Here is a 25,387-nt window from a genome sequence, read left to right on the forward strand (position 1 = left end):
GCGGGGGCGGACGCGATGCGGGGCTCAGCGCGCGGCGTCGAAGGCCGCGAGAAAGGCCGCGAGGTTGTCCGGCAGGGCCGCGCAGAGGTAGCCGCCCTCCTGCACCAGGGCCGTGGGCAGCCCGGCCCGGCCGATCCGCTCCGCGGCCCCGACGAATCCCGCCCGGGTCACCGCGAGGGCGCCGATCGGGTCGTCCGCGGCGGCGTCGAGGCCCAGCGCCACCACGAGGGCCCGGGGCCGGTGCGCGGCGACAGCCGCGAGACCCGCCTCCAGGGCCTCGAGCCAGGGCGCGTCCCCCGAGCCCGGCGGCAGCGGCAGGTTGCGGTTGAACCCCGCCCCCGACCCGGTCCCGGTCTCGTCGGCGTAGCCGGCGAAGAACGGGAAGTAGTCGGACGGGTCGGCATGGACCGAGACCGTCAGCACGTCGGCGCGGGCGTAGAAGATCCCCTGCGTGCCGTTGCCGTGATGGACGTCGATGTCGAGGATCGCCACCGGGCCGCCGGTGGCGACGCGCATCCGCTCGGCCGCGATGGCGCTGTTGTTGAGGAAGCAGAAGCCGCCGGCGGACTCCGCGTAGGCGTGGTGGCCGGGCGGGCGGCACAGGGCGTAGGCGTGTCCCGCCGCGAGGGCCGCGTCGGCGGCCGCGACCGCGCATTGCGCCGACCCGTAGACCGCCGCCCAGGTGCCGGCGCGGATCGGCGTCGAGGTGTCGGCGGTGTAGAGGCCCAGCCGCCCGAGGAGGCCGGCGGGCCTCCGGTGCATCTGCGGCCGGGCGAAGGATCCGGTCAGGATCTCGTCGCCGATGTCGGGGATCTCGCCCCGGCGCGCCCAGGCCTCGGCCAGGAACGCCACGTAGTCCGGATCGTGCACCGCCCGGATCGGGTCGAGGCCGTGATCGGCCGGTTCGGCGAGGTCGTGGCCGCCCTGCAGGGCCGCGTCGCGCAGGATCGCGTAGCGGGCGGCCTGCTCGGGATGCGGGATCGGCGTGCCGCGCCGCAGGTAGCGTTCGGGATCGTGCCGGCCTGAATCGGGCGTGTGGAAGATGCGCATGCCGGAAGGTTAGGGGCTCCCGGGGGATGCGTCATCCGCCCGGCCCGCGCTCAGATGAGGTAGACGGTGCCGTCCGCGCGGAACACCTTGGGGCATTTCGCCCCGTCGACCAGGCGCCGGGCCGCGTCCAGGGAGATCCGGCGGGCCAGGGCGATCTCCGGCAGCGTCTTCCAGGTCGTGGTCATGGTGCGGCTCCGTCCGTGATCCGTGCGAGTCCGCGATCAACGGCGCAGGCGAGCCCGGGTTCACCGAGGGCGTCAGGAGCGCCTCGGGGCTGCTGACGCGCCATCCCGCGGGGGCCGGCGAAGGGGCGGCGACCTCGCGGAGCAGGGTCGGCACCCGCGCCCAGGGTTCGGTGACCGGCCCCGCATTCGGCCGCATCCCCGCCCGGTTCTGCCCGCCGGCGATGCGGATGTCCGGGAAGCGCGCGCAGAAGGCCTCCACGCAGGCCGGGTCGAAGTGGCGGCCGCTGTCGGCGCGGATGCAGTCCAGGGCCGCGTCGAAGGGCAGCGCAGCCTTGTAGGGCCGCGCGGTGGTCAGGGCGTCGAACACGTCCGCCACCGCGACGATCCGGGCCGAGAGGGGAATCGCGGCGCCGACGAGCCCGTGCGGGTAGCCGCCGCCGTCCCATTTCTCATGGTGAAACTCGGCGATCTCGGCGGCCAGCCGGATCAGTTCGGAGGCGCTCCCGCCCAGGATGCGCCGGCCGATCGCCGGATGCGTCTTGATCAGGTCGAACTCGTCCCGGTCGAGCCGGCCGGGCTTGAGCAGGACGCCGTCCGGGATGCCGACCTTGCCGACATCGTGCAGGGGCGCCGCGAGATAGAGGTTGCGGCAGACATCCGGCGCCAGCCCGAGCCCCTCGGCGACGATCTGGCTGTAGCGGGCCACCCGCCATGTGTGATCGCCGGTGTCGTTGTCGCGGTACTCGACCGCCAGCGCCAGGCGGAAGATGATCTCCTCCTCGCGCTCGCGCATGTGGCGCAGGGCGGCCTCCACCGCGCCGTCGAGCCAGGCCGCCTGCTCGGCGAGCCGCCGCACCGCCCGGGCGAGCCGGATCATGTTGCGCAGCCGGACGGTGAGTTCGACGCCCTGCATGGACTTGTCGAGGAAATCGGTCGCCCCCGCCTCCAGGGCGGCGAGCCGCACCGCGTCCGAGATGTCGCTCGTGATCATCACGATCGGCACCTGCGCGTAATGCGGGATGGTCCGCATCTGCCGGATGAAGGCGATCCCGTCGATGCCGGGCATGTGGCAGTCGACCAGGACGATATCGAAGGCCCGCATCCGCGCCTCGACCATCGCGGCGACCGGGTCGCCGTGATCGGTGACGGACATGTCGGGCTTGGCCTCCAGCAGGCGGCGGAGGCGCATCCGCATGGTGGCGCTGTCGTCGACGAGGAGCGCGTCCATCAGCGGTGCCCGGACCGGTTCGCGGGCGTATCGGAGCCGGAGCGCCGCAGGCGATCGCGGGACGGCCGGTCGATCCCATGTTCTGACGCAGAAGCCATCGTCGCGAAGCCTTGCAAGACTATTCGATGATCATTGAGACATACGGCGTTAACGTCCGGTAAATCTGAATTGAAACAGGATTGCTGATATTTGCAGAATTATTGACTTTTGCGAGGGGCGTATTTGGATTGTTCCGAAATTGACCCGGATTTTCTGCGTCGATAGACCGGTGAAATTGCGCGCTATACCGTGCCGGATACCTCGGGACTGGTCCGTCTCTGCCCGGGACCGGCGCGCCCGGCCGTTCCTGCAGCGCCCCCTGGGCTCGGGCTCGGGCCGACGCCGGGGCGCGGCCGGTGGGAATTCCTGACAGACGGGCGGCCGGCCGCTACCGTGGCCCGGCGACGGCCGGGGCCGTCGACGCGCGACCGGGCCAGAACCGGGCCAGAGCCGGGCCAGGGCAGGGCAGGTCCAGGGCCGGTTCCGGGCTGCCCGGGCCGCGCCGGTGCAGATGGCGTGTCGGGAGGCGCCTGCGCGATGATGCGGTTCGATCTCACCGATCTCGGCCTGTTCCGGCACGTGGTCGAGGCCGGTTCGATCACCCACGGGGCCGCGCGGGCGAACCTCGCCCTGGCGGCCGCCTCGACGCGGATCCGGCTGATGGAGGAGTCCCTCGGCGCGGCGCTGCTGACCCGGGGCCGGCAGGGCGTCAGCCCGACCCCGGCCGGGCGCGCCCTCCTCGTCCACGCCCGGGAGGTCCTGGCCGGGGTGGAGCGGTTGCGCGAGGAGATGGCGGCCTTCTCGGGGAGCGCCTTCGGCCAGATCCGGGTGCTGGCCAACACCAACGCGCTGACCGAGTTCCTGCCGGACGCGCTCTCGGCCTTCCTGGCCGATCACCCCGGGATCGGCGTCGAGATCGACGAGCGCACCTCCGAGGAGATCGTCGGGCTGGTGGCCGAGGGGGCGGCCGATCTCGGCATCCTGTCCGGCACGGTGGATACCGGCTCGCTGCGGACCTTCCCGTTCCGGGAGGACCGGTTCGTGCTGGTGGCGGCCCGGGATCACCCCCTGGCGGCGCGCGGGACGATCCCGTTCGCCGAGCTGCTCGGCCACGACCTCGTCGGCCTCGACCGGCGCAGCGCCATCAGCCGGTTCCTCGTCGCCCAGGCGGTGCGGGAGGGGCGGCCGATGCGCCTGCGGGTGCAGCTGCGGGACTTCGACGCCGTCTGCCGGCTCGTCGAGGCACGGGTCGGGCTGGCGGTCCTTCCCGAGAGCGCCGCCGCCCGCGCCGCCCAGGGCCTCGCCCTGGCGGTGGTGCCCCTCGCCGATTCCTGGGCGCGGCGCGACCTGACCCTGTGCCTGCGCGACCTCGACGGGCTGCCGCCGTTCATCCGGGCCTTCGTGGCACAGCTGCGCGCCTGAGCGTCGCCCGGCCTCCGCCCCGGGCCCGAGGCGGGGAGACCGCAGAGCACCGCGATGGTCGCGGACATGATGCGCGTCGTCCGCGGGCTCGATCCGCATAGGGTTTCCGATGGGGCCGCCGTTCCGTCCGGTCCTGAGGCGCGACGGGCCGGTGATGATCGGCGACGCCGTCGAGACCGCCTGCCCGCGTCCAGGTGCCGGCCTGCGACGCTCGCGGCCTCGCGGTGGAGACCGGCGCCTGCGCAACCGCGTCGCCCGCACGGCGATCCGTCTCGCCGTTGCCCCCGGGCCCGCGGCGTCCCTGGCGCTCGGCCTGGGGGAGCGTTTGGCGCGCCCTGACGCGGCGGCGTCAGCGCCAGCGCTCCTCCGTGCAGGCCAGCACGTAGACGACGTGCATGCAGCGGGCCTGGGCGGCCTGCGAGGTCGCGTCGCTCATGCACGCCCGCATCCCGGCGGAGAGCAGCCCGCGATCGACGTCCTGATCCCGGGCGCAGGTGAAGATGGGCTGGAAGCCTTCGAACCGGCTCACCTGCCAGAAGATGACCACGAACGCGAGCAGACAGAACGCGCAGACCAGGAGCCGGTTGTCGTAGAACCAGTGTCTCCGATCGGCCTCTGCGGTGTTGCGCGCGCTCATCCCGTCACCGGGGGCGCCGACAGGATCGCGGTCTGGGCCACCTGTGTCCTCCGCAGCGGATCGCCCGCGCCATCTCGCCGAATCCCTCAGCCGCGCCAGCCGCGCCCACCGGGAGGGAACCGTCAGTCGATCACCTCCACGATGCGGCGCGTGCGTGGCTCGACGAGCACCGGATGGCCGTTGACGATCGTGTAGCTGTACTCCGGCAAAGCGAACTCGCGCGGGACATCGTAATACACGACGCCCTCCTCCGGTAGCACGGTTCCGACCCGAACGGGGCCCGCGAGGGCGACGGACGGGCGGCGCTCGCCGAGGGCGTAGATGCGGAAGCGCTCCCGCCGGTCGACGCCGAGGATGCCGTTGGCCGTGCCTACGGCGGCACCGATCGCGCCGCCGACGATCGCCCCGAGGGGGCCCGCCATCTCCTCGCCGCGCGAGGCGCCCTCCTGGGCGCCGCGCTCCAAGCCTTGCGCCTGCGCGATGGCGGGGAGGCCCAGCGTGGCCAGGAGCGCAAGGGGAGCCGCGATCCGCATGGGTGTCGTCCTGGTCGGTGGCATGGACCTTCAGGCCTGCGCCTGAGGGGGCGGGAGCATCCCGGCCACGGCAGGTTACGCCAGAAAGGCTGCCGATCGGTTGCGGCCCGCCGCACGCCGTCCGCAAGGGGGCCGCATCGGGCGCCGGCCCCCTCTTCCGGCCCCCTCTTCACGCTCGGCGTGACGGTTCGGCTCTCGGTCGGCTCTCGGAATGCGGGCGGAGCCGCGGCATTGCCCCGGCCCGCCCATGGTTTAGCCTCCCGCTGATTCCGCCGGAGAGGACAGGGCATGTTGATCGAGACCGTGGAGACCGCCGGCCGGCGCCGGGGCGCCGACCTCCTGGTGGAGGTGCTGCGCTCGGAGGGGGTGCGCTACATCTTCGGCAATCCCGGCACCACCGAATTGCCGCTCATCGACGCGCTCACCGAGGCGCCGGACATCGCCTACATCCTCGCCCTGCAGGAGGCGACCGCGGTGGCGATGGCGGACGGCTACGCGCAGGGCGCCCGCCGGCCCGCCTTCCTCAACCTGCACACGGCGGGCGGCCTCGGCCACGCCATGGGCGGGCTCGTGAATTCCCAGGTCTCCGGCACGCCGCTGGTGGTCACCGCCGGGCAGCAGGATCTCCGCCACGCGCTGACCGACCCGCTGCTGATGGGCGACCTCGTGGCCATCGCCGACCCGGTGATGAAGTGGGCCCGGGAGGTGACGAGCCCGGACCAGATCCCGATCCTCCTGCGCCGGGCCTTCCACGATGCCGCCGCCGCCCCGTCCGGCCCGGTCTTCCTGTCCCTGCCCATGGACGTGATGGAGGCGATGAGCGCCGTACCGGCGGGCGAGACCTCGACCATCGACCAGCGGGCGGTGGCGGGTTCCCTCGACCGGCTGGCGGACAAGCTCGCCGCCATCGCGCCCGGCCGCCTCGCCCTGATCGCCGGCGACGAGATCGACGCCTCGGACGCCTCGGCCCAGATGGTCGCGCTCGCCGACCTGCTGGCGGCGCCTGTCTACGGCTCGTCCTGGCCGGCCCACATCCCCTTTCCCACCGCGCACCCGCTCTGGGCCGGGAACCTGCCGACCCGGGCCGACGCCATCGCCGCCATCCTCGGGCGCTACGACGCGGTGTTCGCGCTGGGCGGCAAGTCGCTGATCACCGTGCTCTACTCGGAGGTCTCGGCGGTGCCGCCGGGGGTGCAGGTCTTCCAGCTCTCGGCCGACGTGCGCGACCTCGGGCGCACCTATGCCACGAGCCTCTCGACCGTGGGCGACATCCGCGCCTCACTGGACGCCCTGCTGCCGCTGCTCCGCCCCCGCCTCGCCGACCGGGCCGAGGCCTTCGCGCAGCTGCGCGCCCAGGCGGTGACCGCCCGGGCCGAGCGGCGGGCGACGCTCGCCGCCGCGGCGGATGCGGCCTTCGAGGATCCGGTGATCGCGCCGCTGGTCGCCGCCCGGGAGGTGGCCCGCGCGGTCGGGGCCGAGACCACCATCGTGGACGAGGCGCCCGCGACGCTCACGCACCTGCGCACCTTCCTCGACAGCCCGTCGGCCCATCAATACGCGGCGATGCGCGGCGGCGTCCTCGGCTGGGGCATGCCGGCCGCGGTGGGGTTTTCCTTGGGGCTCGACCGGGCGCCCGTGGTCTGCGTCGTGGGTGACGGGGCCGCGATGTACTCGCCCCAGGCCCTCTGGACCGCCGCGCACGAAAAACTTCCGGTCACCTTCGTGGTGATCAACAACGCCGAGTACAACATCCTCAAGACCTTCATGAAGGGCCAGGCGCACTACGCCTCGGTGCGGGCCAACCGCTTCATCGCCATGGACCTCACAGACCCGCGCATCGATTTTCCGGCCCTGGCCGCCTCGATGGGGGTCCCCGCGCAGCGCGTGACCCGGGCCGCCGACATCGCCCCGGCGATCGAGGCCGGGATCCGGTCGGGAGGGACCAACCTCGTGGAGGTGGTGGTGCGGGCGACGTGAGGGGCCGCCCCTCCGCCGACCTCCGAGGGGCGCGGCCTGAGGGCCGTCGCGGCGTTCGGACACAGAGGCTGCCGAGGAACACGGACGTCCGGCCCGGGCTGCCCTAGGGATCAGTTTGACCGGGCGGGATCTCAGCCATGTGGTACCTCTACGGTTTCGCGCTGCTGGCCGGCGTGGCCAACGCCGTCCAGGCCGGACAGAACGGGACGCTGTCGAAGGGGCTGGCCGAATCGCTGGTCGCCGGCCTCGTGGTCGCCGCCGGGACCGCGAGTTGCATCCTCGCGGTGGGGCTCATCTCCGGGAGGCTCGCCTGGCCGACGGCCGCGCAAGCCCTCGGGATGCCCTGGTGGGCGTGGTTCGGCGGGGTCCTGGGCGGAGGCATCATTCTGGCGCAGTTCGTCGTGGCCCGCCAGATCGGGGCCGCCCCGTTCCTGGGCCTCCTCGTCACGGCCGGGGTCGCCACATCGATCGTGCTGGACAATTTCGGGTGGGTCGGCTTCGAGCGCCACCCCGCCAGTCTCTGGCGCATCCTCGGCGGCGTGCTGATGATCGCCGGCGTCGCCCTCGTCGCGCTGTTCTAGGAGCAAAACCGGGCCGGCCGATCACATCGACCGGCCGCCCCGCGGGCTTACCCCAGCCCCGGCACCGGTATCCCGAAGGCCGCCGCCAGCAGGACCATGTTGAGGGCGAGCACCACGGCCGCCCCCGCGACGGCCGCCGCCTGGGTGAGCGGCCCGTTGGCGAAGGGACCCATCACGCTCCGGCGGCGGGTGAACACCACCAGCGCCACCATCGGCACCGGCAGGGCCAGCGACAGCACCACCTGGGACAGGACCAGCGCCCGGGTCGGATCGACGCCGATCGCCACCACCACGAAGGCGGGCAGCATGGTCACGAGCCGGCGCACGAGGAGCGGGATGCGCCAGCCGGTGAAGCCCTGCATCACCAGCTGGCCGGCGAGCGTCCCCACCACCGAGGAGGAGATTCCGGAGGCGAGCAGCGACACCAGGAAGGCCGCCCCGGCCGCGGGGCCGAGCAGCGGCGTCAGGGTCCGGTAGGCCTCGCCGATCTCGGCGACCCCGCTGTGGCCGGCATGGAAGGCCGCCGCCGCCATGATCACCATCGCCATGTTGACGAGGCCCGCGAGCAGCAGCGCCACCACCACCTCGCGGTTGGAGTAGCGCACCAGAAGGCGCCGGTCGGCCTCGTTCCGCGGGCTGCCGCGCCCCTGGGTCAGGCCGGAATGCAGGAACAGGGCGTGCGGCATCACGGTGGCGCCGATGATCCCCACCGCGATGGTGAGCGCCTCCGCGTCCGGGATCCGCGGGGTGACGAGGCCCTTCGCGGCCTCGCCCCAGGCCACCGGGGCGATCAGCAGCTCGATCGCGTAGCAGAGGCCGATCGTGCCGACCATCGCCCCGATGGCGATCTCCAGGGGCCGGAAGCCCTCGTGCTCCAGGAGCAGGATCGCGTAGGTGACGATCGCGGTGATCGCCATCCCGGCCATCAGCGGCATGCCGGTGAGCAGCGACAGGCCGATGGCGCCGCCGAGGAACTCCGCGAGGTCGGTGGCCATCGCGGCGACCTCGCTGATGCCCCACAGGGTGAGGCGCACCGGCCGCGACGTCGCGTCCCGGCAATGCTCGGCGAGGTTCTTGCCGGTCACGATGCCGAGCTTGGCCGACAGGGCCTGGAACAGCATCGCCGTGAAGTTGGCGAGCAGCACCACCCAGAGTAGCCCGTAGCCGTAGCGGGCGCCGGCCTGGATGTTGGTGGCGAAGTTGCCGGGGTCCATGTAGGCGATCGACGCCGTCACGGCCGGACCCGCGAACAGCAGGAACCGGCCCCGTCCACCCGCCCGCCCTTCGAGGACGTCGCGGATGGCGCTCTCCGTCCGCCGGCTCATCGCCCCGGGCGGGGCGCCCCCGGGGGCCGTCCCGGCGTTCGGCGCCACCATGCTCACCCTCTCCTCAAAGATATAGCTCGGGCTATATTCAGGGCTGCGGCCGCGGGATTCAAGGGGTTTTCCGCGTGCCGCGTGGGACTCCCCTCCGGCCGCCGGTTTTTGCTAGACAGGGGCGGGGCGGCGTGTGCGTGCCGAGAGGGAGAGCCGATGCAGGAACCGTCCGAGCCGGGCTCGCCCGAGACCGCGCTGGTCGATCCCGAGCGGCACGTGGAGAGCTTCCGGCAGGCCCGCGAGGCGCGGCGGTCCGAGCTGGTCGAGGATTACGTCGAGCTGATCGACGACCTGATCGGCGACGGCGGCGAGGCGCGCCAAGTGGACATCGCGGCCCGCCTCGGCGTGGCGCAGCCCACCGTCGCCAAGATGCTCAAGCGTCTGTGCGAGGACGGGTTCGTCCAGCAGCGGCCCTATCGCGGCGTGTTCCTGACCGAGGCCGGCCGCCGGCTCGCCGCCCAGGCGCGGGAGCGCCACCGGATCGTCGAACGCTTCCTGTGCGCGCTGGGGGTGAGCCCCGAGACCGCCCGGCGGGACGCGGAGGGGATCGAGCACCATGTCAGCGCCGAGACCCTGGCGGCGTTCCGCGCCTTCGCGGAACGTCACGGGGGGGCGTGAGGCGCCCGTCCGTCCGCCCTGCCCTCACACCGTCGGCGCAGGCACCTTCTGGCGCAGGCCCAGGATCACCGCCCGGAGCATCTCGGCGCCCGCCTCGCCGGCATCCGGCAGGATGCCGGTGCGGGAGGCGTAGATCCGCTCGTGCACGAAGGCGAGCTTGGCGATCACCGTCGGCGTCAGCTTGAACGGGTAGAGCGCCGGCTGGCCCATGCTGTGGGAGAGCGAATTGATCGCGTAGGTCAGCGGCAGCCACGCCGCGATCAGCCGGTCGAGATCCTGGGTGTTGTAGGGGTCGAAGTCGATCACGGTCGGTGCCGCCTGCCCGTGGCGCAGGCGCGGGCGCACATGCAGCTCGAAGGTCGAGGCGGTCTCCACCGTGTCGACGATGTGCAGGTAATGCGCGAAGGTCTCGGCGAAGTCCTCCCAGGGATGCGCCGTGGCGTAGGCCGACACGTAGGCCTCGTCCCAGTCGGCGGGCGCGCCCCGCGCGTAATGGTTCTGCAGCGCCTGGACGTAGTTCAGGCGCTCGTCGCCGAACAGCGCCCGGAAGGCCCCCATGGTGGGGCTGTTCATCACCAGCAGGTACCAGAAGTAATGCCCGATCTCGTGCCGGAAATGCCCGAGCAGGGTGCGGTAATGCTCGCCGAACAGGATCCGGCGGCGCTCCCGCTCGACATCGTCGGCCTCGGCGATGTTCATGGTGATCAGGCCGTTGATGTGCCCCGTCAGCACCGGCATTCCGCCGGAGAAGCTCTCGGACGGATCGGCCAGGAAGTCGAAGGCCAGCCCGTCCGTGTACTGGGCGCGGGTGGCGAGCGGCAGGTCCAGGCGCAGCAGCGAATAGAACAGCCTGCGCTTGGCGGCCTCGATCTGGCGCCAGCGGGTGAGGTTCCAGGTCTGCGACAGGTCCGGCACCACGCGGTTGTGGCGGCAGGCGGTGCAGTAGATGTCGGGGCTGTCCTCCGGCACCAGCCAGTTGCAGGCCTCCGAAACGGCGTTGTTGCACAGGCGGTAGCGCCGTCCGGGATCCGCGTAGGCGTGGAAGACCTGCGCGCCGCCCATCAGCGGGTGCGCCGAGGCCCCCTGCGGCTCCAGGGCCGAGACCTCGTGGACCACGCACGTATAGCCCAGCTGCCGCGCACAGCTCTCGCAGGCGGTCGCCTCGAAGGTGACCGGCTGGTCGCAGGCCTGGCACTGGAAGATCTTCATCGCGCGGTCCCGGGCCGGCACCCGGCCCACCTGCCGGTCAAAGCGGGGCCAAGCGGCAAAGTTCCGGCCAGAGGTTCGGAGGCCTGGGCGCCGCCGCACGGAAATTGCTTGTGTCTCGGTTCGTGTCGCATAACCGCGCGGTGGGGGGCGATGGTCGACCCGCCGTGACGTCCGGAACCGGCGCCGAGGCCGGATTCGATCCTTCAGACGGAGCCATCGTGTCGATCAAAGCCGCCCTGCACCACGTCACGCATTACCGCTACGACCGGCCGATCAGCCTGGGCCCCCAGGTGATCCGCCTGCGCCCGGCCCCGCACGCGCGCACCAAGGTTCCGGCCTACGCGCTCACGGTGACGCCCGCCAACCACTTCCTGAACTGGCAGCAGGATCCGAGCGGCAACTGGCTCGCCCGCCTCGTCTTCCCGGAGAAGACCGACGAGCTGAAGATCCAGGTCGACCTCACCGCCGACCTGGCGGTGATCAACCCGTTCGACTTCTTCGTCGAGGATTACGCCCAGACCCACCCCTTCGCGTACGACCCGGACCTCGCCGAGGAACTGGCCCCCTACCGCGCGCCGGTGGATGCGGATGGCCCCGAGATGGCGGCGCTGCTCGCCCGGCTCCCCGCGGAACCCAGCACCGTGCAGTTCCTGGTGGCGCTCAACGCCCAGATCGCCCGGGAGACCGCCTACGGCGTGCGCATGGAGCCCGGCGTCCAGACGCCCGCCGAGACCCTGCGCCTCAAGAGCGGCTCCTGCCGGGATTCGGCGTGGCTGCTCGTGCAGGTGCTGCGCCGGATCGGGTTCGCCGCCCGGTTCGTCTCCGGCTACCTGATCCAGCTCGTGCCCGACACCGTCGCGGTCGACGGCCCCACCGGCACCGCGTCGGACTTCACCGACCTGCATGCCTGGGCCGAGGTCTACCTGCCGGGCGCCGGCTGGATCGGCATGGACGCGACCTCGGGTCTGCTCACCGGCGAGGGCCATATCCCGCTCGCGGCGACGCCGCATTACCGCTCGGCCGCGCCGATCTCGGGGGCGGTCGAACCGGCCAAGACCGAGTTCGGCTTCGCAATGAGCATCACCCGCGTCGCCGAGACGCCGCGGATCACCAAGCCGTTCTCGGACGCGGTCTGGGCGTCCATGGACGCGCTCGGCGAGCGGATCGATGCCGACCTCGCCGCGCAGGACGTGCGCCTGACCATGGGCGGCGAGCCGACCTTCGTCTCGGTGGACGATTTCGAATCGCCCGAATGGAACATCGCCGCGGTCGGCCCGACCAAGCGGGGGCTCGCCGACACGCTGATCCGGCGCCTGCGCGACCGGTTCGGCCCGGGGGGGCTGCTGCATTACGGCCAGGGCAAGTGGTATCCCGGCGAGAGCCTGCCCCGCTGGGCCTTCGCCCTGTACTGGCGCAAGGACGGCCAGCCGATCTGGCGGAATCCGGACCTGATCGCCCCCGAGGCGGCCGCAGGCCAGGCGGGCGAAGCCACGATCGCGCAGGCCAAGGCCCTCGCCGACGCGCTGGCCCGCCGCCTCGGCCTCGCCGACTACGTCATCCCGGCCTTCGAGGACAGCGAGGTCTGGGAGAAGAAGGCCGCCGAACTGCCGGTCAACGTCACGCCCGCCGCGGCCCGGTCCGGCTCCGTGGAGTTCGACGCCCGGATCAAGCGGGTCTACGAGCGGGGCTTGGCTGAGGCCGCGGGCTACGTCCTGCCGCTGGCGAGCCTGCCCACCGGCAGGGACGGCGATGCCGACCGGGTCTGGATCTCGGAAGCCTGGGACTTCCGGCGCGGCGCCGCCTTCCTGGTGCCGGGCGACTCGCCGGTGGGCTTCCGCCTGCCCCTGTCGTCCCTGCCCTACGTGCCGCCGGAGCACTATCCCTACTACCAGCCGCAGGACCCCCTGGAGTCGCGCCCGCCCCTCACCGACGGGCGTCCCGGCGCGACCACCGTCAACGGTTCAGGGATCACCGGCGTCGCGGTGCGCACGGCGCTCTCGATCGAGCCCCGCGACGGGGTGGTGCGGGTGTTCATGCCGCCGGTGCAGCGCGCCGACGAGTATCTCGAACTCGCCGGCCACCTGGAGGCGGCCGCCGCCGAGCTGAACCTGCCGATCCAGCTGGAAGGCTACGAGCCGCCCTACGACCCGCGGATCGGCGTGATCAAGGTCACCCCCGATCCGGGCGTGATCGAGGTCAACGTCCACCCGGCCGCCTCCTGGCGGGAGGCGGTCGCCATCACCACCGACTTGTACGCCGAGGCGAGGCAAACCCGGCTCGGCGCGGAAAAATTCATGACCGACGGGCGCCACACCGGCACCGGCGGCGGCAACCACGTGGTCATGGGCGGCGTCACGCCGGACGATTCGCCGTTCCTGCGCCGGCCCGACCTGCTCAAGAGCCTCGTGCTCTACTGGCAGCGCCACCCGGCGCTCTCGTACCTGTTCTCGGGCCTCTACATCGGCCCGACGAGCCAGGCCCCCCGCATGGACGAGGCGCGCCACGACGGGCTCTACGAACTGGAGATCGCGCTCGCCCAGATCCCCGCCCCCGACGCGCCCAACATCCCGCGCTGGCTCGTCGACCGGGTGTTCCGCAACATCCTCGTGGACGTCACCGGCAACACCCACCGGGCCGAGATCTGCATCGACAAGCTCTACTCGCCGGACGGGCCCACCGGGCGCCTCGGCCTGCTGGAGTTCCGGGCCTTCGAGATGCCGCCGGACGCCCGGATGAGCCTCGCGCAGCAGCTCCTGCTCCGCGCCCTCGTGGCCTGGCTGTGGCGGGAGCCGCAGACCGGCGGCTGTGTCCGCTGGGGCACGAACCTCCACGATCGGTTCATGCTGCCGCATTTCCTCTGGTCCGACTTCCTCTCGGTGCTGGAGGATCTCCGGGCGGCGGGGTACGCTTTCGATCCGGTTGCCTTCGAGGCGCAGGCCCTGTTCCGGTTCCCGGTCTTCGGCACGGTCGAGCAGGGCGGGGTCCGGATGGAGCTGCGCCAGGCGCTGGAGCCCTGGCACGTGATGGGCGAGGAAGGGACCAGCGGGGGCACCGTGCGCTTCGTCGACAGCTCGGTCGAGCGGCTGCAGGTCAAGGTCGAGGGCTTCGTGCCCGAGCGGCACGTCATCGCCTGCAACGGCCGCCGGCTGCCCATGACCGGCACCGGCCGCGGCGGCGAGGCCGTGGCGGGCCTGCGCTTCAAGGCGTGGCAGCCGGCCTCCTCGCTGCATCCGACGATCCCGGCCCACTCGCCGCTCACCTTCGACATCCTCGATGCCTGGAACGGGCGCTCGCTCGGCGGCTGCCGCTACCACGTCGCCCATCCGGGCGGCCGCAACTACGAAACCCATCCGGTGAACGCCTACGAGGCGGAGGGGCGCCGCCTCGCCCGGTTCCAGCCGCACGGCCATACCCCCGGCCGGATCGACATGCCCCGGCCGGAATCGAGCGCCGAGTTCCCCCTCACCCTCGACCTGCGGATGCCGGCCCCGCAATGATCCGCGATGTCCACACATCTGGGTCGGACACGGACGCGGACGACAGAGCGCGACGCGCCCCCTCTCCCGTGCGGGAGAGGGTTGGGGTGAGGGACGAGAGGCTTCAGGGGCGACGCGCCGGCAGGACGCGCCCCTTTCGGGCAGACCCGACCCCTCACCCTGTCCCTCTCCCGCATGGGAGAGGGGACCCGCGCTCCCTTCTGCGGCCGCGTCGCCGTCCACGCTGTGTGGATCCGCAAGCCGCAGTGACCGGGGGGCCGTGATGGAGGCGGCGCTCGCGGGCAGCCGCGGCCGGGCCGAGCGGCCGGAGGGCCCGCGGGAGCGCGTCGCCCGCTGGAGCGCGGGCTACCGCCCCGCCCCCGGCCGGCCGGACGAGTTCCTGGGCCCGGACGGCGCTCCGCGCGGGGCGTGGCCGCGCCTGCTCGACCGTCTCGGCGGCCTCACCGAGCCGGAGATCATGGCCCGCTTCGTCGCGGCGGAGCGGCACATCCGGGACGCGGGCATCTCGTTCCGCATCGCCGGCGACCAGCGGGAGCATCCCTGGCCGCTGGGCTGCCTGCCCCTGGTGATCGAGGGGTCCGAGTGGGCGGCCCTCAGCGCCGGGATCGTCCAGCGCGCGGAGCTGATGGAGGCGATCCTCGCCGACGTCTACGGGGATGGAAGGCTGGTCGCCGAGGGATTGCTGCCCGCCGCGATCGTGGCCGGCACGCCGGAGTTCCTGCACCCGCTCCACGGCGTCACGCCCCCCGGCGGCCATTACCTCAAGCTCTACGCCGCCGATCTCGGCCGGGGCCCGGACGGGCGGTGGCAGGTGCTGGCCGACCGGACGCAGGCCCCCTCGGGTCTCGGCTGGGCGCTGGAGAACCGGATGGTCCTGGCCCGGACCTTCCCGGACTTCTTCCAGGACCTCCACGTCGAGCGCCTGCCGGCCTTCTTCCAGGCCTTTCGCGATGGCCTGGCGCTGGGAGCCGAGCGCGTCGACCCGCGGATCTGCCTGCTGACCTCCGGCCCCTACAGCAGCACCTATGTCGAGCAGGCGGCGCTGGCCCGCTATCTCGGCCTGATGCTGGTGGAGGGCGACGACCTCGTCATGCGGGACGGCCGCCTGCACGTGCGCACCGTCTCGGGCCTGAAGCGGGCCGACGCCCTGTGGCGGCGGATCGACTCCGACTTCCTCGATCCCCTGGAGCTGAATCCGGCTTCGCGGCTCGGCGTGCCCGGGATCCTCGAGGCCCTGCGCAACGGCTCCCTGGTGATGACCAACATGCCGGGCTCGGGCCTCGTCGAGTCGGCCGCGCTCGCCCCCTATCTCGACGGCATCGCCCGGCGCGTTCTCGGCGAGCCCCTGCGGCTCGGCCATCCGCGCACGTGGTGGTGCGGCGACCTGGAGGGCTTGGCGCACGCCCAGGCCAACCTCGACAGCCTGACCCTGCGCCCGGCCGCCACGCCCCAGCGCGGGGCGGGGCGCGACGCGATCCTCGCGGGCCCGGTCCTGGCGGCCGAGCGGGAGCGGGTCGTCGCCGCCCTGCGCGACCGGCCCTTCGACTACGTCGCCCAGGAGGCCGCGCCGCTCTCGACCATGCCGGGCTGGGAGCGCGGGCCGGATGGCCTCGTCCTGGTCCCCCGCCCCTTCGTGGTCCGCGTCTTCGCCACGCGGACGCCGCTCGGCTGGCAGGTCATGCCCGGCGGCTTCTGCCGGGTCTCCGAGCGCGAGGACGTCGACCCGATCGAGCTGCGGCTCGGCATCCGCTCCGCCGACGTCTGGGTGCTGTCCGAGAAGCCGGTCGCCGCGCCCCTGATCGGCACGCAGGCGGCCCCGCGGGTGCGGCGGGTCGGGGGCCATCTCCCGGCCCGGGCCGCCGACGGCCTGTTCTGGCTCGGACGCTACCTGGAGCGCGGCGAGGCGGTGATCCGGCTGGTGCTCGCCCATCTGCGCAGCGTCGGCGACGCCGTCGGGACCGACATCTCGGGCGCCCTCGACACGCCCGCGGCCCTGGCGCTCCGGGCCCTCCTGCACGAGTGGGGCGCCATCGGCGCGGCAGACCTGCCCACCGCCCGCCTCGCCCTGGAGGCGCTCGCCGGGCGCGATCGGCCGGGCTCGGCGCGGTCCCACATCCTCGCGGCCCGCCGCAACGCCGCCGCGCTCCGCGCCCGCCTGTCCGGCGAGGCGTGGCGGGTGCTGGCCGACCTGAACGAGTTCCTGTCCCTCAACACCGAGCGGGCCTTCACCGAGTCGCAGCTCGCCGGCCGCGCCGAGCGGGCCCTGAGCCAGCTCGCGGCGCTCGCCGGCCTCACCCACGAGAACATGAGCCGCGCCGAGGGCTGGCACTTCATCGAGCTCGGCCGGCGCATCGAGCGGGCGATCAACACCGGCGCCTTCGCGCTGGCCTTCGCCAACGACGAGGCGACGCCCGGCTGCCTCGGGGTGATGCTGTCGCTCTGCGATTCGCAGATCAGCTACGGGCGGCGCTACCTGCAGGGGGCGGCCCTCGATCCGGTCCGCGACATGGTGCTGCTCGACCCCTACAACCCGCGCTCGATCGCCTTCCAGGCCGAGGCGATCACCCGGCACCTCGCCGACCTGCCGGCGCTGGCCGCGGACGGCATCCCCGAGCCCCATTGCCGTCTCGCCACCCGGATCCTGGCGGAGCTGCGCAGCGGCGAGGCCGCGGATTTCGACGCCGTGCGCCTCACCGCGCTCGCGACCGACCTGGAGCGGCTGGCCGACGGCATCGCGGCCCGCTACTTCCCCACCGGGCCGAACGCGCTGCGCCCCGAGAAGCTGACGGGGCTGGCGTGATCTACACGCTGCGCCACCGCACCACCTACCGCTACGGGCGGCCGGTGCACTTCGCCCGCTGCACCCTGCGGCTCAAGCCGCAGGAGGGCGAGGGCCAGAGCGTTCTGGCGAGCGCCGTCACGATCGACCCGAGCCCGGCCCGCGCGGTGATGCGGCGCGACTATTTCGGGATCGAGGCCGTGGCGATCACCCTGGAGGCGCCGCACACCACCTTCAGCGTCGAGGCGCTCTCCACCGTGCGGGTCGAGCGCCCGGCCCCGCCGCCGCCGGAATTCGGCATGGCCTGGGAGCGGGTCCGCGACGCCGTGGTGGCCGGGCGCGACCTCGCCGGCCGGGCGCCGGTGCATTTCCTGTTCCCGAGCGGCCGGGTGCCGCTGCTGCCCGCGATCACCGACTATGCCCGGCCGAGCTTCTCCGCCGGCCGCAGCGCCTACGGGGCGGCCCACGACCTGATGCTGCGGATCGGCCGGGACTTCCGCTTCGATGCCAAGGCGACCACCGTCTCCACGCCGCTCGCCGAATCCTTCGCGCTCCGGGCCGGGGTCTGCCAGGATTTCGCCCACGTGATGATCGCGGCGCTGCGCGGCATGGGCCTGCCGGCGGCCTATATCAGCGGCTACCTGCGCACCGTGCCGCCGCCGGGCCGCCCGCGCCTGCGCGGGGCGGATGCGAGCCATGCCTGGGTGGCGGTCTGGTGCGGGGACGGCTGGCTCGGCCTCGACCCGACCAACGGCGTGCCGGTGCAGGACGACCACATCGTGGTGGCCCGCGGCCGCGACTACGGCGACGTGGCCCCCGTGGACGGCATCGTCAGCGGCTCGGGCAAGCAGCGCCTCAAGGTCGAGGTCGACGTCATCCCCGATACCGAGACGCAGGATCTCGCTCTGGTGGGGTGAGGGATCCCGGAGCGGCCCGCCGGCTGGTGCCCGAAACGTCCACCCCCCCTCAGGATGAGGCAGCGGGTCGGACAGGCCGGCGCCCAGACTCGTCCCTCACCACATCGTCTTGGCCGCCCGCTCCGGCCATTCCGCGTCGTAGCGCTGGCCGCCGACTGCGCCTGCGGTGAGCGCCGCGAGGATCGACCCGGGCGTCGGCAGGCTCGCCGGATCGACGCTGGCATCCGGATCCCACAGCTTGGCCCGGATGATCGCCCGGGCGCACTGGAAGTAGATCTCCGCGACCGTGATCACGATTGCGGTGCGCGGCGCGTGGCCGTCGACCCGGAACGTGGCCAGGAGATCCGGATCGGCCGAGATCACCGCCCGCCCGTTCACCCGGAGCGTCGTGCCCGAGCCCGGGATCAGGAACAGCAGCGCCACCCGCGGATCGCGCACGATGTTGCGGAGCGAGTCGATCCGGTTGTTGCCGCGCCGGTCGGGCAGGATCAGCGTGCGCGGATCGGCGACCCGCACGAAGCCCGGCTGGTCCCCGCGGGGGCTGCAATCGAGCCCTTCCGGGCCGCTCGTCGCCAGCACCGCGAAGGGCGAGGCCTCGATCAGCGCCGCGTAGTCCGGCGTGACCGAATCCGCCACCTTGGCGGTGGAGGCGGCCGCCGGGGGCGCGGTGTAGATCGCCTCCAGGGCGGCGAGGCTGTCGACGACCATCACGCCCTCCTGCGGTCCTTGCTCACGCGACCTTGGCCGTGCCGGCCACGAAGGCTTCGTGCTCGGCCACCAGCGCGCCCGAGAGGGCCGCCTCGATCAGGCTCCGGGTCTCCGCCACGCCGTAGAGGGCCACGAAGGAGCCGAAGCGGGGTCCGCGCGCCTCGCCGAACAGCACGTTGTAGAGGCTCGTGAACCACGCCTGCGACACGCCGGGCCGCCCGTCCGGGCTCTTGGCCTTGCCGGACGTGTCGGGGAAGTGGCGCCGCCCCACCTCGTAGACCGCCGCCTGCAGGGCCTCCGGATCGGTGGAGCCGGCATGGTCCCTGAGGGTCTCCGACAGATCCTCCAGGGCCGCCCGCTCCTCCGGGGTCGGCGCCCGGTAGGTCTTGGCCGGCCGCACGAAATCCGAGAAGTATTTCAGCGCGTGCTTGACCAGCCGGTCGAGGCCCGGATGGGTCTCCGGCCCGGTCTGCGGCGCGTAGCGGCGGATGAAGCCCCACAGCACCGCCGGATCCTCGGTGTTGGCCACCGCGGCGAGGTTGAGCAGCATCGCGAAGGTCAGGCTCGCGCCCTCGACCGTCTCGGGCTCCGGCGGGGTGCCGGCGTGCAGGTGCCAGACCGGGTTGCCGAGGCGGAGCTTCGCGTCCTGGCCGGCATAGCGGTCGAGGAAGCCGATATACTCGTCGACGTGCCGGGGGATCACGTCGAAGAACAGACGCTTGGCCTCGCGCGGCTTGTTGTACATGAACAGGGCGAGCGATTCCGGCGTGCCGTACTTGAGCCACTCGTCGATGGTCAGGCCGTTGCCCTTCGACTTCGAGATCTTCTGGCCCTTCTCGTCGAGGAACAGCTCGTAGTTGAAGCCCTCCGGCGGCTCGCCGCCGAGCGCCCGGGCGATCTTGGCGGAGAGCTTGACCGAATCGATCAGGTCCTTGCCGGCCATCTCGTAATCGACGCCCAGCGCCACCCAGCGCATCGCCCAGTCGGGCTTCCATTGCAGCTTGGCGTGGCCGCCGGTCACCGGGGTCTCGTAGCGCTCGCCCGTGGCGGGATCGCGCCACGCGATGGTGCCGCTGCCGGCGTTCACCGCGTCGATCGGCACCTGCATCACGTGACCGGTGACCGGGTGGAGCGGCAGGAACGGGGAGTAGCTCGCCGAGCGCTCGGCCCGCAGGGACGGCAGCATGATCTCCATGACGGCGTCGTAGCGCTCCAGCACCCGCAGCAGCGTCGCGTCGAACACGCCCGAGCGGTAGCATTCGGTCGCCGATCGGAACTCGTAGGCGAACCCGAAGGCGTCGAGGAAGCGGCGCAGCTCGGCGTTGTTGTGCGCCCCGAAGCTGTCATGGGTGCCGAACGGGTCCGGCACGCGGGTGAGCGGCTGGTTGAGATGGCCGGCCAGCATCTCGCGGTTCGGCACGTTGTCCGGAACCTTGCGCAGCCCGTCCATGTCGTCCGAGAAGGCGATCAGCCGGGTCGGCACCGCGTCGCGGGTGAGCACCCGGAAGGCGTGGCGCACCATGGAGGTGCGGGCGACCTCCCCGAAGGTGCCGATATGCGGCAGGCCCGAGGGGCCGTAGCCGGTCTCGAACAGCACCTCCGTCTTGCCGGATTTCTCCAGCCGCGCCACGAGCTTGCGCGCCTCCTCGAAGGGCCAGGCGGCGGCGTTGGCGGCGGCCTCGATGATGTCGGGGTCGAGGGTCAGGGCTGGGGAGGCGGCTTGCATGTCTTCGGGGATGAACGCGAATTGGGAGCGCGCACCCTAGAGCGGTTCGCATCGGAGCGGAACGCCTGACGGTGCAATGCGGGGTTCCATCGCGCGCCCGCGCTCGTGGCCTGAGCTCGTGGCCTGAGACTGCGGTGCCCGGCTCCGCCGCCCCGTCCGGCATGAGCCGGTCGACGGCGGCATCATCGCCCAGGAAGGAAGTCCGTCAGAACGGGCTTACCGGGAAGAACCGCAGGTACAATTCGGTGTACTTGCCGTCGTCCCAGACCCGCTGGAGCGCGTCGTCCAGGGCCCGGGAGAGGGCGGCGTCCTCCGGGCGGGTGATCAGGCCGATCCCCTCCCCGAAATAGCGGTTCTCCAGATAGTCGCCGCCGATGAGCGCGCAGCACGTCTCCGCGTCCTGGCCGCCGACATAGAGGGCGAGGTTCAGGCCGTCGGCGAACAGGTAGTCGATCTCGCCGCGCTTGAGTGCGCCCTCGGCCGCCGCCAGGTCGGTGAAGTCCTTGGCCACGGCCTTCGGGAAGAACGCCTTCAGGTAGGCCGCATGGGCGCTGCCGGCGATGACCCCGACGCTGCGGCCGGCGAGCGCCACCGCCGAGGGGACGGGCAGGCCCTTGTCGGTCCGGGCGGCGAACCGCGCCGGCCAGCGGAAATACGGCCGCGTCGCCAGGAATTTCTGCCGCAGCGTCGCCGTCAGGGGAATGGCGGCCGCGACCACGTCGCCCTGCCGGCTGTCGAGGGCATCGAGCAGGGTGTCGAAGCGGCGCGCCTGCACCGTGCAGGTGATCGTCAGCTTCTCGCAGACGGCGCGGGCGAGCTCGACCACGAAGCCCGTCGGGTTGCCGTCGGGGCCGGCGAAGTGCAGCGGCGGGAACTCGTCGTCCGTGAGGAAGCGGACCGCCCGGCCGGTCTGGGGCGCCTCGATCCGCTCGCCCCGGCTGCGCGGGTTCCAGAAATCCGGCACCGTGACGGCGGGGGTGGCGGTGACACCTGTGGCCTCGGCGGTGGCACCGGCTGCAGCACCGGCGGGCGCGGCCGGGGCCGCGAGGAGCGCGGCGGCGAGCACGGCCGCCATGCACCGGGATGGGATGCGTGTCCTATCGCCTCTTGACGATCGGGAGGGGGTGGTGCTCCTCTCGGAGCGTGGGGGCGGGGACTGGCTCACCCTCCTCCTCTACCACGTCCTGGGGCCACCGGGGGAGCGCGGCGTGTCGGTCCAGCGCCCGCCCGCGGGGCCGGCGGCCCTGCCGTCGGAGATCGCCTTCCTGCTGGCCGAGGGCGTCGACGGCCGGCTGCTGGTCCGGGCGGCCGCCGCGGCGGCCGCGGCCGGGACCGACGCGGCGACCGCTCTGCTGAATGCCGGCCTGATCGCCGAATCGGCCTATTACGAAGCCCTGGCCCGGGCGCTCGGCGCCCCCTACCTCGACGGCCCGATCCCGTTCGGCCTGGGCCTGCGCTTCCCCGACAGCCTGGTGGCCGGTCTCGCGCCGCTGGCGCCGGGATCGGTGTCGCCCTGGGTGCTGGCGCCCCGGGGCCGGGCGATCGCGGACCTCCTCGACGCCCCGGGCCGCGCTCCGTGCCGCGCCGCCATGCCGGCGATCACCAGCCCCACGCGCCTGCGCGAGGCCGTGTTCGCGGCCATCCCCGAGCAGGTGGCGGATCATGCGGCGCACGACCTGCGGCGGCGCGCGCCCGAGCGGGCGACGGCCCCCGAGCCCGCCCTCCGCTGGCTGCTGGTCCTCGCCCTCGCGGTCACCGCCGCGCTCTGCCTGTGCGCGGCGCTGCCGCCCCCGCTGACGCGCGCGGTGGTGATCGCCGGGCAGATCCTGTTCCTGGCCATGGCGGCCCTCCGGATCGCGGCCCTCGCCATCGCGGCCCCGGTGGAGCCGGAGGCGGTGGCGCCCCTCGCCGAGGCCGACCTGCCGGTCTACACGGTCCTCGTCCCCCTCCACCGCGAGGCGGCGGTGGTGCCGGACCTGCTCAAGGCGCTCTCCGCCCTCGATTATCCGGTATTATGCAGCAACCTCACCTAAAAGCGTTGAGGTAGGCGGGCAACCTATGTGGCATACCGATTACCATAGGTAGAAAATTGCTCTAGGTAGGAGGCAAGCGGCGCGCCGCCGCACTTCCCCTTCCAATTTGTTGACTTACATGGCAACAGTGGCTGAGCTCGTCGATGCGAAGGAATTGCACCCAATCGGCGGCTCGCGTCGGGAGCCGGTGCCAAACCCCAGGCGTTTCTACGCAACAACACCGTGTGCCGCGTGGCTGGACAACATCAATCGAAACAACCCCGCCTCACCCGATGGCCTAGAGGAAAGCCCAAGATTACAACTTTTTGGAATATTAAAAACATTTATTAATAGGGGTGAAATGAGACTTGATAGAGAATTTCACCCAATGCGGCCAGGCGAGAAGAACATCTGGGAAATAACTACAGCAGAGCTTCGAATTTTTGGTTTTTTTTCTGAGATGGATGAATTTATCGCAGTGGTCGCCGATTATAAATCTAGAATAATTACGTACAGCTTGTATCCAACATATCGACAAATGGTTGAAAATTTTAGGTCCGCCCATCAGGTCAATTACGTCAGACAAAACGGTGTAGCCTATGTTCTTTCTTGATGTTGACGAACGCGAGGAAGCGCAGTCTGGTTTTCTGGCCGACATAAAAGGCAAATTACAATCTGCTTTTCATGAAGCCAAAAAACGCGATCACGCCACATTCCACAGCATTGGGCAGAAGCTCGGGATCAATAGATCCGCAATTTATAGACAGCTTAAATTCGGAAGCAATCTAACAGCAAAGTCCATTTCTGATCTGGCCTGGGCGCTTGGGAAGAAGCCAACTCTATTACTTGTGGATATTGTTGAGCATGAAGTAAAAACGACTTCTCCATCAGACGTGGATAGTTCTTCGGCGCGCAAATTGAGGGTGGTTGTCGACAACACAAATAAAAAGGTCGTTGACGAGGCAGAGGAAGACACATCTTCCGGCGCTTTTTTTGACGCACGGGTGGCGTGATGTTGCACGGCAATGTAATATACTGCGATGATGTAAGAGTAGAAAACACGGGCAAACTGATACTAGTCGGTGTGTACAATACGGATATGGTTGTCAACGCGCGACCTCCCGCGTCGCTTGCTCAGATACAGCTAGTAGTACGCATCAGGACATCAATCGAGTATGCTGGAGACAGTCTAAAAACAAAAATATACCTTCCGACAGATCATGATAGCCCAAGCATTATCCAATCATCAACCATACCGAATGCGCCTCCGCCGGAAATTCTAGGCAGTATGATCCGGGCGTATCCCGACGCCCCCATCACAATGAATATGTCTTTCAATGTTAAGATCGCAAATGTTATCGTTGAAGAGGATAGTTTTATAAAAGTAGAGGTAGAATGCAAAGGAGAGACTGCTAGACTTAATCAGCTGCGTATAAATGTTGTTCAACCACAACCATCAAAACCGGCTTGACGGGCTTTATTCGAGAAGTCGCCATACCCGCACGCCTTTTCGTTTGCCAGCATCCCCAATCCGTCCTTGCATGGCGGCTCGCGAGAGGTTTTGAACAAGACGGTAGGCTATGGCCTTCCGCAGCATCACGTCGCCCTCGTCCCAGGCCTTTGCGCGGATGATGGCGCGCGTGATCTCCCGCGTGTCGAGTGGCTTCCCGGCCTCCTCAAGCGCCGCCTTGCACAGCTTGAACATCTCTCCGTAGGCGAACAACCGGTTGAGGTTGGCGTAAGCTGGGAAGCGGGTCTGAGTAGACGGCGACAGGTCATAGAGCGCGAGCACAGCGTTCACGCTGGATAGATCGCGCTCCGCGGCGGAGAGTTGGCGCCGTAGCTCCTGGATGTGCGCTTCGATCTCGTTGCGCTTCTCAGTGAGGGTGCTGACGATCTGAGGGAGGGCCATCAGGCGCCCACCTTCACAAGCTGATGGCGCTGCCAGTAGCCCTTCCAGACCTGAGACGGAGCGTGGGTCAGCGCAGCGCTCGCGATGATGGCGTACTGGCCGCCGTTGGACACGCGGCGATAGTTCTCGCGCCAAGCCATCTCACGAGCGTAGGCAGAGAGGTACGGGCCGGCGATCCGGTGATGCACGCCAGCCTCAGAGCGCCGCAGCCGGGCAAAGTAGCTCTCTGCCTGATTGGTGCAGGCCTCGCCGTCGCTGTAGCTCTCCTGATGGTTGATGCGGTGGGTGGTGAAGCTCTTGTGCAGCCGGTCCCAGCCCTTCGCCTCGTCAGCATGAACGACGGAGCCGGGCAGCACGCGGGCCTCAATCGTCTCCACGGACTCGGCCTCGGAGCGGAAGGCGAAGGTGAGAGCCTTGCCGTTGCGCTCGCGGATCACGACGACGACGCGGCGCTTGCCGGTCTGGTTCTCGGCAAGCCGGCGGTCCTTCCGGTCCTCTTTGCGGTTCTCGGGGCGGACGTGGCCGCCGAAGTAGGCGCCGTCGACCTCGACGGTGCCCGACACGGTAGCCTCGGCCGTCTCAGCCGCGACAGCCTCACGGAGCTTGTGCGCCATCACGAACGCCGTCCGGTACTGGACGTTCAGGTCGCGGGAGAGCTGGAGCGCGCTGTGGCCCTTGGCGCCGTTGGCGAAGATGGCGATGGCAAGGAGGTGATCGCGGATCGGGAGCTTGCGCGACGCGAAGATGGTCCCGCTGGTGACGCTGTACTGGTGCCGGCACCCAGCGCACTTGAACAGCTTGCGGGTAGCGATGAACGAGTGCTTGAGGCAGCCGCAGCGCGGGCAGAACGGCTGCCCCTCAGTCGCCTCCCAGCGGATAGCCTTGAACGTCTCCCAAGCCGCGTCGTCGGACAGGCGGGCGACCTGAACGAGCGAGAGGGAGCGGGCGGCTTTGGAGAGGAGGAAGTGCTGAGCCATCGCG

The 25,387-nt window shown here is 70.9% G+C and carries 21 protein-coding genes and 1 pseudogene; 11 read left to right on the forward strand and 11 right to left on the reverse strand.

The window, feature by feature from the left end:
- Positions 1-24 precede the first annotated feature (24 nt).
- Entirely contained in the window at positions 25-1,050 is a 1,026-nt protein-coding gene (locus MCBMB27_RS05865; protein ID WP_075380049.1) for a histone deacetylase family protein, read from the reverse strand.
- Between the two features lie 312 nt (positions 1,051-1,362).
- Positions 1,363-2,463 (reverse strand): annotated as a pseudogene (locus MCBMB27_RS05870) (HD domain-containing phosphohydrolase); the annotation flags it as partial.
- Positions 2,464-3,039: 576 nt separating this feature from the next.
- Here MCBMB27_RS05870 and MCBMB27_RS05875 point away from each other — a divergent pair.
- Positions 3,040-3,924, forward strand: coding sequence for a LysR family transcriptional regulator (locus tag MCBMB27_RS05875; RefSeq protein WP_081948571.1), 885 nt, complete (start codon positions 3,040-3,042; stop codon positions 3,922-3,924).
- 349 nt (positions 3,925-4,273) lie between these two features.
- Here MCBMB27_RS05875 and MCBMB27_RS05880 read toward each other — a convergent pair whose 3' ends face one another.
- Together MCBMB27_RS05880 and MCBMB27_RS05885 are read right to left on the reverse strand one after the other, a co-directional pair.
- Positions 4,274-4,561, reverse strand: a complete 288-nt coding sequence (locus MCBMB27_RS05880) for a hypothetical protein (protein WP_043356965.1) — start codon at positions 4,559-4,561, stop codon at positions 4,274-4,276.
- A gap of 122 nt (positions 4,562-4,683) precedes the next feature.
- Entirely contained in the window at positions 4,684-5,094 is a 411-nt protein-coding gene (locus tag MCBMB27_RS05885) for a DUF1236 domain-containing protein (protein ID WP_043356963.1), read from the reverse strand.
- A gap of 288 nt (positions 5,095-5,382) precedes the next feature.
- Here MCBMB27_RS05885 and MCBMB27_RS05890 point away from each other — a divergent pair, with 288 nt between their 5' ends.
- Together MCBMB27_RS05890 and MCBMB27_RS05895 are read left to right on the forward strand one after the other, a co-directional pair.
- Positions 5,383-7,071, forward strand: coding sequence for a thiamine pyrophosphate-binding protein (locus MCBMB27_RS05890; RefSeq protein ID WP_075380051.1), 1,689 nt, complete (start codon positions 5,383-5,385; stop codon positions 7,069-7,071).
- 137 nt (positions 7,072-7,208) lie between these two features.
- Entirely contained in the window at positions 7,209-7,652 is a 444-nt protein-coding gene (locus tag MCBMB27_RS05895) for a DMT family transporter (RefSeq protein WP_075380052.1), read from the forward strand.
- A 47-nt stretch (positions 7,653-7,699) separates the two neighbouring features.
- Here MCBMB27_RS05895 and MCBMB27_RS05900 read toward each other — a convergent pair whose 3' ends face one another.
- Complete coding sequence (locus MCBMB27_RS05900; RefSeq protein ID WP_043357949.1) at positions 7,700-9,028, reverse strand: Nramp family divalent metal transporter; 1,329 nt, start codon at positions 9,026-9,028, stop codon at positions 7,700-7,702.
- A 156-nt stretch (positions 9,029-9,184) separates the two neighbouring features.
- Between MCBMB27_RS05900 and mntR the strand changes: the two genes are divergently transcribed.
- A complete protein-coding gene (gene mntR, locus MCBMB27_RS05905) occupies positions 9,185-9,646 on the forward strand; it encodes a manganese-binding transcriptional regulator MntR (RefSeq protein ID WP_020093314.1) in 462 nt (153 codons plus the stop codon).
- Between the two features lie 24 nt (positions 9,647-9,670).
- Here mntR and MCBMB27_RS05910 read toward each other — a convergent pair whose 3' ends face one another.
- On the reverse strand, positions 9,671-10,855 hold the full coding sequence (locus MCBMB27_RS05910; protein WP_043379837.1) for a zinc-binding metallopeptidase family protein: 1,185 nt from the start codon (positions 10,853-10,855) through the stop codon (positions 9,671-9,673).
- 218 nt (positions 10,856-11,073) lie between these two features.
- Here MCBMB27_RS05910 and MCBMB27_RS05915 point away from each other — a divergent pair, with 218 nt between their 5' ends.
- The 3 genes from MCBMB27_RS05915 to MCBMB27_RS05925 all read left to right on the forward strand — a co-directional run bounded on the left by MCBMB27_RS05915 (position 11,074) and on the right by MCBMB27_RS05925 (position 18,048).
- Complete coding sequence (locus tag MCBMB27_RS05915) at positions 11,074-14,352, forward strand: transglutaminase family protein (RefSeq protein WP_053608326.1); 3,279 nt, start codon at positions 11,074-11,076, stop codon at positions 14,350-14,352.
- A gap of 262 nt (positions 14,353-14,614) precedes the next feature.
- Positions 14,615-17,152 carry a circularly permuted type 2 ATP-grasp protein gene (locus tag MCBMB27_RS05920; protein WP_043357961.1) on the forward strand — a complete coding sequence of 846 codons (2,538 nt, stop codon included), beginning with the start codon at positions 14,615-14,617 and terminating at the stop codon, positions 17,150-17,152.
- A complete protein-coding gene (locus MCBMB27_RS05925) occupies positions 17,149-18,048 on the forward strand; it encodes a transglutaminase family protein (RefSeq protein WP_075380053.1) in 900 nt (299 codons plus the stop codon). The genes MCBMB27_RS05920 and MCBMB27_RS05925 overlap by 4 nt, the downstream gene beginning before the upstream one ends.
- A 96-nt stretch (positions 18,049-18,144) precedes the next feature.
- Here the strand turns inward: MCBMB27_RS05925 and MCBMB27_RS05930 are convergent, their stop codons facing one another.
- From MCBMB27_RS05930 to MCBMB27_RS05940, 3 genes are all read right to left on the reverse strand, one after another.
- Positions 18,145-18,756, reverse strand: a complete 612-nt coding sequence (locus MCBMB27_RS05930; protein WP_075380054.1) for a pyridoxamine 5'-phosphate oxidase family protein — start codon at positions 18,754-18,756, stop codon at positions 18,145-18,147.
- A gap of 22 nt (positions 18,757-18,778) precedes the next feature.
- On the reverse strand, positions 18,779-20,482 hold the full coding sequence (locus MCBMB27_RS05935) for a lysine--tRNA ligase (protein WP_075380055.1): 1,704 nt from the start codon (positions 20,480-20,482) through the stop codon (positions 18,779-18,781).
- Between the two features lie 205 nt (positions 20,483-20,687).
- A complete protein-coding gene (locus MCBMB27_RS05940; protein ID WP_051975947.1) occupies positions 20,688-21,557 on the reverse strand; it encodes a transporter substrate-binding domain-containing protein in 870 nt (289 codons plus the stop codon).
- Between the two features lie 52 nt (positions 21,558-21,609).
- Here MCBMB27_RS05940 and MCBMB27_RS05945 point away from each other — a divergent pair, with 52 nt between their 5' ends.
- The 4 genes from MCBMB27_RS05945 to MCBMB27_RS30960 all read left to right on the forward strand — a co-directional run bounded on the left by MCBMB27_RS05945 (position 21,610) and on the right by MCBMB27_RS30960 (position 23,965).
- Positions 21,610-22,515: a hypothetical protein gene (locus tag MCBMB27_RS05945; RefSeq protein WP_236952915.1), complete on the forward strand. Its 906-nt coding sequence runs from the start codon at positions 21,610-21,612 to the stop codon at positions 22,513-22,515.
- A 127-nt stretch (positions 22,516-22,642) separates the two neighbouring features.
- Complete coding sequence (locus MCBMB27_RS29465) at positions 22,643-23,107, forward strand: hypothetical protein (protein WP_159020304.1); 465 nt, start codon at positions 22,643-22,645, stop codon at positions 23,105-23,107.
- Entirely contained in the window at positions 23,094-23,507 is a 414-nt protein-coding gene (locus MCBMB27_RS29470; RefSeq protein WP_139231548.1) for a hypothetical protein, read from the forward strand. The genes MCBMB27_RS29465 and MCBMB27_RS29470 overlap by 14 nt, the downstream gene beginning before the upstream one ends.
- Positions 23,507-23,965 (forward strand): DUF6941 family protein, encoded by a 459-nt coding sequence (locus tag MCBMB27_RS30960; protein ID WP_418287726.1) that lies wholly within the window; start codon positions 23,507-23,509, stop codon positions 23,963-23,965. The genes MCBMB27_RS29470 and MCBMB27_RS30960 overlap by 1 nt, the downstream gene beginning before the upstream one ends.
- Before the next feature lie 6 nt (positions 23,966-23,971).
- On the opposite strand, the gene MCBMB27_RS05950 is transcribed toward MCBMB27_RS30960, so the two are convergent.
- The gene (locus MCBMB27_RS05950; RefSeq protein ID WP_075380056.1) at positions 23,972-24,406 is read right to left on the reverse strand and encodes a hypothetical protein; all 435 of its coding nucleotides are present in this window, start codon (positions 24,404-24,406) and stop codon (positions 23,972-23,974) included.
- Positions 24,406-25,383, reverse strand: coding sequence for an IS1595 family transposase (locus tag MCBMB27_RS05955; RefSeq protein WP_075380057.1), 978 nt, complete (start codon positions 25,381-25,383; stop codon positions 24,406-24,408). The genes MCBMB27_RS05950 and MCBMB27_RS05955 overlap by 1 nt, the downstream gene beginning before the upstream one ends.
- Positions 25,384-25,387 lie beyond the last annotated feature (4 nt).

This window comes from Methylobacterium phyllosphaerae (assembly GCF_001936175.1).
Lineage (GTDB): Bacteria > Pseudomonadota > Alphaproteobacteria > Rhizobiales > Beijerinckiaceae > Methylobacterium > Methylobacterium fujisawaense.

Excerpts from the sequence above, each read along its gene's own strand:
- MCBMB27_RS05865 (WP_075380049.1), bottom strand. The coding sequence starts at position 1,050 with ATGCGCATCTTCCACACGCCCGATTCAGGCCGGCACGATCCCGAACGC.
- MCBMB27_RS05875 (WP_081948571.1), top strand. The coding sequence starts at position 3,040 with ATGATGCGGTTCGATCTCACCGATCTCGGCCTGTTCCGGCACGTGGTC.
- MCBMB27_RS05880 (WP_043356965.1), bottom strand. The coding sequence starts at position 4,561 with ATGAGCGCGCGCAACACCGCAGAGGCCGATCGGAGACACTGGTTCTAC.
- MCBMB27_RS05885 (WP_043356963.1), bottom strand. The coding sequence starts at position 5,094 with ATGCGGATCGCGGCTCCCCTTGCGCTCCTGGCCACGCTGGGCCTCCCC.
- MCBMB27_RS05890 (WP_075380051.1), top strand. The coding sequence starts at position 5,383 with ATGTTGATCGAGACCGTGGAGACCGCCGGCCGGCGCCGGGGCGCCGAC.
- MCBMB27_RS05895 (WP_075380052.1), top strand. The coding sequence starts at position 7,209 with ATGTGGTACCTCTACGGTTTCGCGCTGCTGGCCGGCGTGGCCAACGCC.
- MCBMB27_RS05900 (WP_043357949.1), bottom strand. The coding sequence starts at position 9,028 with ATGGTGGCGCCGAACGCCGGGACGGCCCCCGGGGGCGCCCCGCCCGGG.
- mntR (WP_020093314.1), top strand. The coding sequence starts at position 9,185 with ATGCAGGAACCGTCCGAGCCGGGCTCGCCCGAGACCGCGCTGGTCGAT.
- MCBMB27_RS05910 (WP_043379837.1), bottom strand. The coding sequence starts at position 10,855 with ATGAAGATCTTCCAGTGCCAGGCCTGCGACCAGCCGGTCACCTTCGAG.
- MCBMB27_RS05920 (WP_043357961.1), top strand. The coding sequence starts at position 14,615 with ATGGAGGCGGCGCTCGCGGGCAGCCGCGGCCGGGCCGAGCGGCCGGAG.
- MCBMB27_RS05930 (WP_075380054.1), bottom strand. The coding sequence starts at position 18,756 with ATGGTCGTCGACAGCCTCGCCGCCCTGGAGGCGATCTACACCGCGCCC.
- MCBMB27_RS05935 (WP_075380055.1), bottom strand. The coding sequence starts at position 20,482 with ATGCAAGCCGCCTCCCCAGCCCTGACCCTCGACCCCGACATCATCGAG.
- MCBMB27_RS05940 (WP_051975947.1), bottom strand. The coding sequence starts at position 21,557 with ATGGCGGCCGTGCTCGCCGCCGCGCTCCTCGCGGCCCCGGCCGCGCCC.
- MCBMB27_RS29470 (WP_139231548.1), top strand. The coding sequence starts at position 23,094 with ATGTTCTTTCTTGATGTTGACGAACGCGAGGAAGCGCAGTCTGGTTTT.
- MCBMB27_RS30960 (WP_418287726.1), top strand. The coding sequence starts at position 23,507 with ATGTTGCACGGCAATGTAATATACTGCGATGATGTAAGAGTAGAAAAC.
- MCBMB27_RS05950 (WP_075380056.1), bottom strand. The coding sequence starts at position 24,406 with ATGGCCCTCCCTCAGATCGTCAGCACCCTCACTGAGAAGCGCAACGAG.
- MCBMB27_RS05955 (WP_075380057.1), bottom strand. The coding sequence starts at position 25,383 with ATGGCTCAGCACTTCCTCCTCTCCAAAGCCGCCCGCTCCCTCTCGCTC.